This window comes from Caballeronia arationis, from assembly GCF_001544975.2.
Classification (GTDB): Bacteria; Pseudomonadota; Gammaproteobacteria; order Burkholderiales; family Burkholderiaceae; genus Caballeronia; species Caballeronia arationis.
The window spans coordinates 1-9,485 of sequence record NZ_FCOG02000181.1; the positions used below are offsets into that span (position 1 = coordinate 1).

Sequence of the window (9,485 nt, forward strand, 5' to 3'; positions counted from 1 at the left end):
AACGGCGATCAATACCTTCATCGCGAGTCGCCCGAGTACCGCGACGCCGTCAAGCGCAAGACCCACGCCTATCACGTCTTCATTCAGGCTGGCATCGTCTGCCAGGGACTGCTTCAGTACCTGGCAGCGGTATTCCCTTCACTCGTCTGGAGTTCCTTTGGATCCTGGCTGCGCACCATCCGTCCCGGCATCCCTCCATCGGAGTTGGTTGTCGCCAGTGCACTACGACAATGCCTGCCCGAATTTCTCGTGAATAGCGCCAAAACCAATTTCTTCGCGAAATTCATCGCCGAAAGGCAGGACCCTGACACCTTCGAGATGTTCCGACTGGCCACATAACCCCAAGACTGTGCCGAACTCGGCACTCTTGAGTTGTTAACAGAATCGATGTGAAATGCAGCGAAACCGACAATCGCCGTCGTCGACGATGTGACCTGCTGCACCACGGGCATTAGTACGTCAGCATTGGTGGGAACGAGCCAACTTGCCCGTCAGCAGTGATCGCCTCCGACGCTCTCGCCTTAACGCGCCTTGCCGCATCGCTGAGATCCAGCACGCGGGAAATCCCAGACATAGATAGCGACAACCAATGCGTGTGAGTGGTGCAGGGCCCTACTCTTCGACAAGAGCATCCAGCCTGCCGGCACCTACCGCCTTCACCAGCGCCGCGTGGTCACGCTCCGTCTGATCGGCGTAGGCGAGGGAAAACGCGCCGATGGCCTCGTCAAAGGCGTCGCCCTTGCCCAAATAGCCACTGATGGCCGTGGCGTCCCCCGACTTGGCATGGGCGCGGGCTAAGGTCCAGCCGCAGAGCCCGGCATAGCGTTTGAGCTGCTCAGGGCTGACTTCCTCGGCCGGCGCAGACATCTTCATGTCCCGCAGCTGGCGCACAAAAAAATCATAGCCTCGCTGTCCTCGCAACCATCCCAGGAAGATGTCGCTGGAAGACTGCATCAGCCGTTGTCCCATGACGACACGCTCACCCTGATTGTCATATTGGCTCGTTCCCGCATAGGGTTCGAGGACCGACCGGCGCTCTTCCTTGAACTGGAGAATCAGGGGATGGTCTTCCTCGTCAAAAAACAACCCGATAAAGCACCGCGTGCCAACGCTGCCAATACCCACGACCTTCACGGCGAAGTCCTCCAGATGGTAGCGATCCAGGAGGACACGGCGCTCATTGGAGAGCGACTGGCGATAGTCGGCTAGCGCCTTACGAACCCGAGCCTCGAAGCCTGCATCGCTGACGTGGAAGATAAGTGGCGGTTGGTCGACAAGGCGGCGTCGCCCAGCCACTTCGCCGACAATCTTGGGAAAGAGGTTTTCAACAACACGCTGGCGGGCTTTTTCCGCCAATTGTTCGCGCATCTTTTTGACCTTCTCGTCGGGTGCCATCGCAATCAGGGTTGTCATGTCCAGGCGGGTGTACCAGACTTCCAAAGGGTTCATCCGGGAATACTCCCGCAGGCGCTCTCGATATACGCGCACGCATTCCAGGACGCCTCTCCGGCAATCTGCGTCCGGCAACTGGTTATCGCGTCCTGCGACGGCGAAACTGACGGCCAACCGCTTCAGATCCCATTCCCAAGGTGCCGGCAGCGTTTCGTCAAAGTCATTTAGATCGAAAACTAGATTGCGCTCCGGCGTGGCAAACAAGCCAAAATTCAACAGGTGGCAGTCTCCGCAGGCTTGCACCCTAAGACCTGTGCTTGTAGTCGTAGCGAGATCGTAGGCCATGAGCGCTGCTGAGCCGCGCAGGAACGTGAAGGGACTGCGGAGCATACGGCCATAGCGGATTGGGACCAATTCCGGCAATCGATCCTGATTCGATTCTTCCAGGATCTCTATGGGGTCGCGGCGCTGGGCCGACGGTGTCCAGTCGCCATGACTGCTGCGCGGCACGCTTTCACGCAACGCCTGGCCTGCGGCGAGACGTTCTGCGCGGGAGCGAACGACCGGGACGTCCTCCGCGATCTTATTGACTTCGGCCTTTGCCTTCCCAGGCGCCTTCATCACGGTGTCCATACTCGCCTCCTCCTGCCGGTTTTGCGTCGCGGATTCCACTTTTGCATGACGAATCGTCGCGGTGGCCGGGATGGTTGGCGAGCACGCGCACCACGATCGGCCTTGGTGCGCCGTCCTGCCCCCGGTGTTTGTGCTGTCAGCTATCGTGCGGGGACCCAGTATGTCTCGTCGACATACCCCCCGCGTGCAGGGGGGTCGGGCATCACGGAAACAAGCCCAGCACGATGATCCGCCTAGTTAACAATAGCAGGCAGACCGTGGAGCACATAGATAGAAATCGACGATATGAGAGCGCGGGGCCACGCGTGTCGGCTCTGTCAGTCGGCTCTGTCACGTTTGGCGCATTCGGTTTGTAGTGAACTAATTCAATGCCGCCCTGCTATTAGCGCTCTCCTTCTCAGGGCTATGACGCTCGATCCCTTGTCGCTCTTGATCCATTTCGGCTGCCGAAGCCGCCGCCCGTCTGCTCGAACGGCGCTTTACCTGCTTTCTCATCCCGTACTGTCGAGCAATCTACGGCAGCGATAAAAGCCGGGTATGCGGTCTGACCGCTGAACTTGCGCACGACTTCAAACGCTATATCGACAAGGGGTGTGCCCATCAGGTGGCAAGGTCCGTCGCGGCCTCATGATTTAACAGATAGATAAGCGCGGGCGGTTAATGTCATACGTTGGATCCAACATCGAATCAGGTTCCGCATTGCGGTGCCCGTACGGGGATATTCTTCACGAGCACGGTCACAGGGGCTTCGTGGAGAGGTTTGACGAAACTCCCTCCGGCGGCTATGGGACCAAGGTCCCATAGCCGCTGGCGCTCGGCTGTCATACGGTGGATCTAGCGTCGAATCACGTTTCGTGCCGCCGCGCCCAAACGGGGATACTCGCTATGAGTACAGCCAAGCCGTTCGTCGCCGTGGTGGACGACGACTCGGCGTCGTGCCATCAAGAGACTGTTACGTTCCGCCGGACTCGGATCGGATACGTTCAAAAGTGGGGACGAATTTATACACATGTTCGGTTCAATACCAAAGGCGGTCACACGAGCTACCTTGAGATGCTCAACGCCGAGATCAGTCTCTTCAGGACGCATTTGAGCTATGCGCAGATGCAGGGCACAGTGTATTCATCGATGGTGAGTCTGTACGAGGGGATGGGCGTTGGCTCGGTCGGTGACGCCGAACGCGTGACCGCGAGGATGCGTGGCGCGAATGGCGCGCCGGTGGCGCCGGAGGTGGGCACGCCGGCTGGCGGCAAGGGGACGGTGCCATGAAACACACGCCCCTGATCGCCTGCCATGAATGCGACCTGCTGCAACGCGAGACGGCGTTGCGTCGCAACGGTATCGCGCGTTGTACGCGATGTGGCGCGGAACTGTATCGGAATCGGCCCGATAGCCTGAATCGGACCTTCGCGTGCACGCTCGCGGCGATGGTGCTCTTTGCCGTCGCCAATGCGTTTCCGATCGTTGGCTTGTCGGTTAACGGCGACCTTGTGCAGACAACGCTCTTCGGCGCGGTGCGCATCCTCTATCGCGATGGCATGTGGCCGCTCGCCGGTCTCGTGTTCTTCACGACGATCCTGATGCCGATGCTTCAAATGGCGGGCATAGCGTATCTGCTGTTGCCATTGCCGTTGGGACGCGTGCCGCCTCAACCTGCCGTCGTGTTTCGCCTGGTGCATTGGGCGATGTCTTGGGGCATGACCGAAGTCCTGATCCTGGGGGTGCTAGTGGCGCTCGTCAAGCTCGCGCATATCGCGGGCGTGGTGCCCGGCATCGCATTGTGGGCGTTCGGCGCGCTGATGCTGCTGCTCGCGGCCATGTCGGCCGCGTTCGATCCTCGCGAGTTCCCGGAGCGGGTGCGCCCCTCGCAAAGGGGTGCCGGCGTGCCTGCCGATACACACACATCGGCGTCGGCGTCCACTGCTGCTCGTGCGGGCCTCTTCGCCTGTCACGAGTGTGGCTTGCTGTCGAAAGCGAGGGCACACGCCCATGAAGGAGGATGTCCGCGCTGCGGTGCACCCCTACATTTTCGCAAGCCCGAGAGCATCGCCCGCACTTGGGCGTTCCTGATGGCCGCGATGGTCCTCTATATCCCGGCCAACACCCTTCCTATGATGCATACGAGCTCGATCTTCGGCGCGCAGCGCGACACGATCATGAGCGGCGTAGTGTATCTCTGGACCTCAGGTTCCTGGCCGCTTGCGGTGGTCCTGTTCATTGCGAGCGTTGCCGTGCCGATGCTCAAGATCGTCGCACTTATATTTCTTGTAGCAACCGCGCAGAGGCGATCGCGATGGCTGCCCGAACTGCGCACGCGCATCTACCGCGTGGTGGAGTTCGTTGGACGCTGGTCAATGCTCGACATCTATGTCGTTACCGTGCGCGTCGCGCTGGTGCAGTTCAACACGCTCGCGACGATTCAAGCGGGCCCCGCGGCGATCGCGTTCGGCGCGGTGGTGGTGCTGACGATGTTCGCCGCGGTGTCGTTCGACCCGCGTTTCATCTGGGATGCCAACAAGGCTGGTCATGGCTAAGACGCCCGACGAACCCGATTTTCCTGAAGGCATCGCCACGCGCCGCTCACGTTGGCGGCTTCAGCTCGTGTGGCTCGTGCCGCTCGTCGCGGTGCTGATCGGCGGCTGGCTTGCGGTCCAGGCGATCCTCGAAAAGGGACCGACCATCACCATCACCTTCGCCACCGGCGAGGGGCTGGAGGCGGGTAAGACAAAGATCAAGTTCAAGAACGTCGACATCGGCGTGGTCAAGAGCGTCACTCTGGCGCCCGATCACAAGAATGTGATTGCCACCGCCGAGCTCACGAAGGACGCCGCGAACATGCTCGTCGACGGCACCCGTTTCTGGGTCGTGCGCCCGCGCATTTCCGGCGGCACTGTCTCGGGACTCGGCACGCTGATCTCCGGCTCGTTCATCGGTATGGACATTGGCGCGCAAAACAAGGCGCGGCGAGACTTCGTCGGGCTGGAAACGCCGCCGGTGTTCGCGAGCGGCGTGCCCGGGCGCGAGTTCGTGCTCAAGAGCGAGACCATGGGCTCGCTCGATGTCGGCGCGCCGGTGTTCTTTCGCCGTCTGCAGGTCGGACAGATCACCGGGTACAAACTCGACGCAGACGGAAAAGGCGTCACCTTGCGCGTCTTCGTCAACGCACCCTACGACAAGTATGTGAAGGGCGACACGCGCTTCTGGCAGGCGAGCGGCGTCGACATGACGCTCGATACCAACGGCGTGAAGGTCGACACCGAGTCGTTGGTGGCGATCCTCATCGGTGGCCTCGCGTTCGGGAGTCCGCCCGATGCGGTCGATGTCACCGAGGCCGCTACGAAGACCGAATTCCAGCTCTTCAACGACCGCGCCGAGGCGATGAAGCAACACGACCGAATTGTCGACAAGTATGTATTCAATTTCAGGGAATCGGTGCGCGGGCTGACTGTGGGGGCACCCGTGGACTTTCGCGGCATCGTGGTGGGTGAGGTGTCAGCGATCTACACGCGCTTCGATCCGGTCAAAAAGGAGTTCAGCATTCCGGTCGAGATACGCTACTACCCCGAGCGTTTCACCTCGCGGCTCGAGTCCGGCGATAAGGGCGGCAGGATCGTTCAGGACCGTCGCAGGGTCGCGGAGTGGCTAGTCGAAAAGGGCTTCCGCGGTCAGTTGAGAACCGGCAACCTGCTTACGGGGCAGCTGTACATTGCGCTGGATTTCTTCCCCAACGCGCCAAAGGCGGCGATGAACTGGGACGCGAACCCTCCCGAAATTCCAATCGTTCCGGGTGGCTTGCAATCGCTTCAGGACTCGGTGACGGCCCTGGTCGAAAAACTTAACAAGATACCCTTCGAGGGCATCGGCAAGGATTTGCGGCAGACCCTGCAATCTGCGGATACGTTGCTGAAAACGCTCGACAACAGCGTGGCGCCCGAGGCGAAAGCCACGCTGGCAGCCGCGCGAACGGCACTCCAGTCGGCCAACAGCACGCTGAGGCCCGACTCCGCAATCGCGCAGAGCACGGCCGATACGATGCGCGAATTGTCGCGAACGGCAGTGTCCTTCCGCGTGCTCGCCGATTATCTCGAGCGCCATCCCGAAGCGCTCCTTCGCGGCAAGCCGGAGGATCAAAAATGATGCGCTCCTTGCTATTGACGGCCGTGCTCGTAACTATGAGCGGATGCGCGAGCTCGCCGCAGGCGAAGTTCTACACACTCAGTGCGGTGCCGCCGTCCGCTCGCGCTGAGACGGCGACGCCGGTCGGGATCGCGCTCGACTCGGTGACGGTGCCCGATCTGGTGGACCGTCCGCAGTTCGTGGTGAGAATCGACGCGACGCAGGTCAAAATCGACGAATACGCGCGCTGGGCCGAGCCGTTGAAGAGCCAGATTTCGCGTGTGCTCGTGGCGGATCTGGCGCAGTCGGTGCCGGGAGCGCTGGTATCGAGCTCTTCGCAGTGGGTGGGCGCAGTGCACACCTATCACGTATCCGTCGATGTACAGAGCTTCGAATCCGCGCTGAATGACACGGCCACAATCGCGGTCCTCTGGACCGTGCGACCGCCGAAGCCGGGTACGGCAGTGAACGGGCGAACCATCGTGCACGAGCCGACGAGCGCGCCGGGCTACGACGCGCTGGTCGATGCGCATAACCGGGCGCTCGCGTCGGTCAGCAGCGACATTGCTGGTGCGATCCGCTCGACGCTCCGGCCTTGAGACGGGCCGGCTCAGGAACGCGGGCAAACCGCTCATGCGGATTACGCTGCTGCCCGACGTACTCGAAGATGAGGACATGCTCGAAATGCTCAATGCGGGAATGCTCGGCATCGTAGTGGTCGACGACTGGAAAGCAAAACTGTGGGCGCAAGTTCTGCCTCAGATCAAGGTCAGGGAGGATCTGGTGGTACGCAGCGAGGGCTATGTGGGTCGGGCGATCAGGAAGAACAGCCCGCAACTGCAGGCTGTGGTGAACGAATTCTATAACGAGTTTCTCAAAAAGCAGGGCGTCATCGACTATCGGTTCGCACAGTTCATGAAGCGTATCAGGCAGGTCACTGATGCTTCGGCTGCGGTGGAGCGCAAGCGTTTCTAAGAAACACTTACGCTCTTCGAGAAGTATGGCTTCGACCCTCTGATGCTGGCCGCCCAAGGCTATCAGGAATCGCAGCTGAACCAGTCGGCGCGCAGTCACGTTGGCGCGGTCGGCGTCATGCAGTTGATGCCGGGAACAGGCAAGAAAATGGCAGTCGGCAACATTGGTATAACCGAGCCCAACATCCATGCGGGCACGAAATACATGGATCGGCTGATGACACGTTACTTTCCGGACGCGCAGTTCGACGATGACAATCGCACGTTGTTTGCCTTCGCGAGCTATAACGCGGGAGCGGCCAATATCGCAAAGATGCGCAAGGAGGCCGCGGCCCGCGGGCTGGATCCGGACAAGTGGTTCAACAATGTCGAAATCGTAGTCGCGGAGAAGATCGGTATCGAAACCACGACGTACGTACGTACGCAACATATTTAAGTATTACGCCGCATACCGCTTGATTGTCGACGCGCAGCAAGCGCGCGACAAGGCGATTGGCACGATGAAGCCCGGCGGTTGACCGTTGACGGGTGTGGCGGACCTTGGAAAGTCCGCCTGAGCTCTCGGTCGAACGACCCTAACTGGCCGGTTGCCGACGATCGCAGTTCGAGCGTCGTGCATCCGCGCCGTCCTCGGCCCGAACTTCCGGACCCGACCCACAACCGCCCGTCGTCTCCGCAAGCATCCAGTGACCGGTTACGATGGCACACGAGCCGTTCGTTTTCTGCTTCGTCCGGCGCGCGTCGGCCTTGATAGGTAGTCTGTGTCCCACCCTCGATCGATAGATACTGTCGGACTGGACGCTTGCTGCCCGCCGTCGAGAACACACTGCAACTCGCGCGAGGCGCGCGTCCGTGTCGTAGCGACGATTAACGTAAGCAACTCGTCGCATGGCCGCTTGAACGCGGCCTCGTCCGCCCCGGTCGCATTTTTGCACCGTGGCGCGCGGAAACTATACTTTGCAAGGAATCATCGCGCGCAGTGCGATTGTTCGATAAACTGAAACAGTCGCGAGCCCGCTGGCGCATTAAATGAGCGCAGTTTTGCCGCTGCCCATATCTGGCGCGATTCCGGCGAACCGGAGGACCCGCTGTGCCTGACACTCCACTTCTCAACCAAAACCATCTGCTTTCAGTTTTGCCAGAAACGGAACGGGCCCGCCTGGCCCCGCATCTGGTTCCGATCGAAATGACATTGGGGGACGTCGTCTACGAATCGGGCGACCGCCAGCGCTTCATCTACTTCCCTACGACATCCATCGTATCTTTGCTCTACGTGATGGAGGATGGCGCGTCCGCGGAGATAGCAATCGTCGGCAATGAGGGGCTCATCGGAATCGCGCTGTTCATGGGCGGCGAAACGACGCCAAGCCGCGCAATCGTGCAAAGCGCCGGAACGGCCTTCCAACTGGAAGCACAGATTCTGAAACAGGAATTCATCCGCGGCGGCCCCGTGCAAAGGTTGCTGTTGCGCTATACACAGGCTCTGATCACGCAAATGGCACAGACCGCCGTATGCAACCGGCACCATTCGATCGACCAGCAACTGTGCCGGTGGCTTCTGCTTAGCATGGACCGCCTGCCATCCAACGAACTGAAGATGACGCAGGAACTCATTGCGAACATGCTCGGCGTGCGACGTTCCGGTGTGACGGAGGCAGCACTAAAGCTTCAGGACGCCGGGCTGATTCGATATGGTCATGGACACATCCAGGTGCTCGACCGACCGGGGCTCGAAAAGCGCGTCTGTGAGTGTTATCGCGTCGTGAAGCGGGAGTTCGACCGGCTGCTGCCCGATCTAAAGGCCATATAAATCGGCTCTCTGGGCGGCACCTCTCCGCCGCCGCCGGTAAAGACCCTGTTGCTTACGTGCGGTTCGACACCGCCTTGAGCTCGCGCATCGTCTGTTCAGCGCGCTTGCTGATCGCTGCCAACGCTTTCGTCTGCGACTCCTGTGCCATCTCGGCAAGCTCGCGCATGTTTTCGAACGCGGTCTGCAGCGACTGCTGGATGAACTCTCCCTGCTTTGCCATCGACTCCGTCGGATTATCGCCGCTCATCCGGCCCGCTGCCGCCTGGATCTCATGCGCGCTCGCATTGAGCATTTCCGTTTGCTTTCGAACCAGCGCCTTCATTCCTTCATACGCGAGCGTGTTAGCCTTCGTGAGCGCTTCGACGTCCTTGTGTCGCGCTTCCAGCAACGACGTCATATCGACGCCGGGAAATTTGAAGCTCTCCAGCATCTTGCTGAAATCAGTAATCTGGGTAAAAGGTGTTGCCATGCTGACTCTCCTTTCCTCGAGAGTGCCGAGTTCTTGCGCCTTTCTCACGGTCTCATCTTGGCGTTCGTGAGCGCCGATCCAGTTCTCGGTA

General features: G+C 60.3%; 7 protein-coding genes and 2 pseudogenes. 7 read left to right on the top strand and 2 right to left on the bottom strand.

What is annotated here, in order from left to right:
* Nucleotides 1–339: pseudogene (locus AWB81_RS46075) on the top strand (IS4-like element ISCku4 family transposase); the annotation flags it as partial.
* Nucleotides 340–612: 273 nt separating this feature from the next.
* Here AWB81_RS46075 and AWB81_RS37870 read toward each other — a convergent pair.
* Entirely contained in the window at nt 613–2,025 is a 1,413-nt protein-coding gene (locus AWB81_RS37870) for a DUF2252 domain-containing protein (RefSeq protein WP_087135468.1), read from the bottom strand.
* Nucleotides 2,026–2,910: 885 nt separating this feature from the next.
* Between AWB81_RS37870 and AWB81_RS46610 the strand changes: the two genes are divergently transcribed.
* From AWB81_RS46610 to AWB81_RS37900, 6 genes and pseudogenes are all read left to right on the top strand, one after another.
* Complete coding sequence (locus AWB81_RS46610; protein ID WP_097189781.1) at nt 2,911–3,294, top strand: hypothetical protein; 384 nt, start codon at nt 2,911–2,913, stop codon at nt 3,292–3,294.
* Nucleotides 3,291–4,559, top strand: a complete 1,269-nt coding sequence (locus AWB81_RS37880) for a paraquat-inducible protein A (protein WP_062643171.1) — start codon at nt 3,291–3,293, stop codon at nt 4,557–4,559. Before AWB81_RS46610 ends, AWB81_RS37880 begins: the two co-directional genes overlap by 4 nt.
* On the top strand, nt 4,552–6,162 hold the full coding sequence (locus AWB81_RS37885) for a PqiB family protein (protein ID WP_062643173.1): 1,611 nt from the start codon (nt 4,552–4,554) through the stop codon (nt 6,160–6,162). Before AWB81_RS37880 ends, AWB81_RS37885 begins: the two co-directional genes overlap by 8 nt.
* Complete coding sequence (locus AWB81_RS37890) at nt 6,159–6,740, top strand: PqiC family protein (protein WP_062643174.1); 582 nt, start codon at nt 6,159–6,161, stop codon at nt 6,738–6,740. Before AWB81_RS37885 ends, AWB81_RS37890 begins: the two co-directional genes overlap by 4 nt.
* A 7-nt stretch (nt 6,741–6,747) precedes the next feature.
* A pseudogene (locus AWB81_RS37895) lies at nt 6,748–7,633 on the top strand (MltF family protein); the annotation flags it as partial.
* 572 nt (nt 7,634–8,205) lie between these two features.
* Entirely contained in the window at nt 8,206–8,925 is a 720-nt protein-coding gene (locus tag AWB81_RS37900) for a Crp/Fnr family transcriptional regulator (RefSeq protein WP_062643176.1), read from the top strand.
* Nucleotides 8,926–8,977: 52 nt separating this feature from the next.
* On the opposite strand, the gene AWB81_RS37905 is transcribed toward AWB81_RS37900, so the two are convergent.
* On the bottom strand, nt 8,978–9,394 hold the full coding sequence (locus tag AWB81_RS37905) for a phasin family protein (protein ID WP_062643178.1): 417 nt from the start codon (nt 9,392–9,394) through the stop codon (nt 8,978–8,980).
* Nucleotides 9,395–9,485 lie beyond the last annotated feature (91 nt).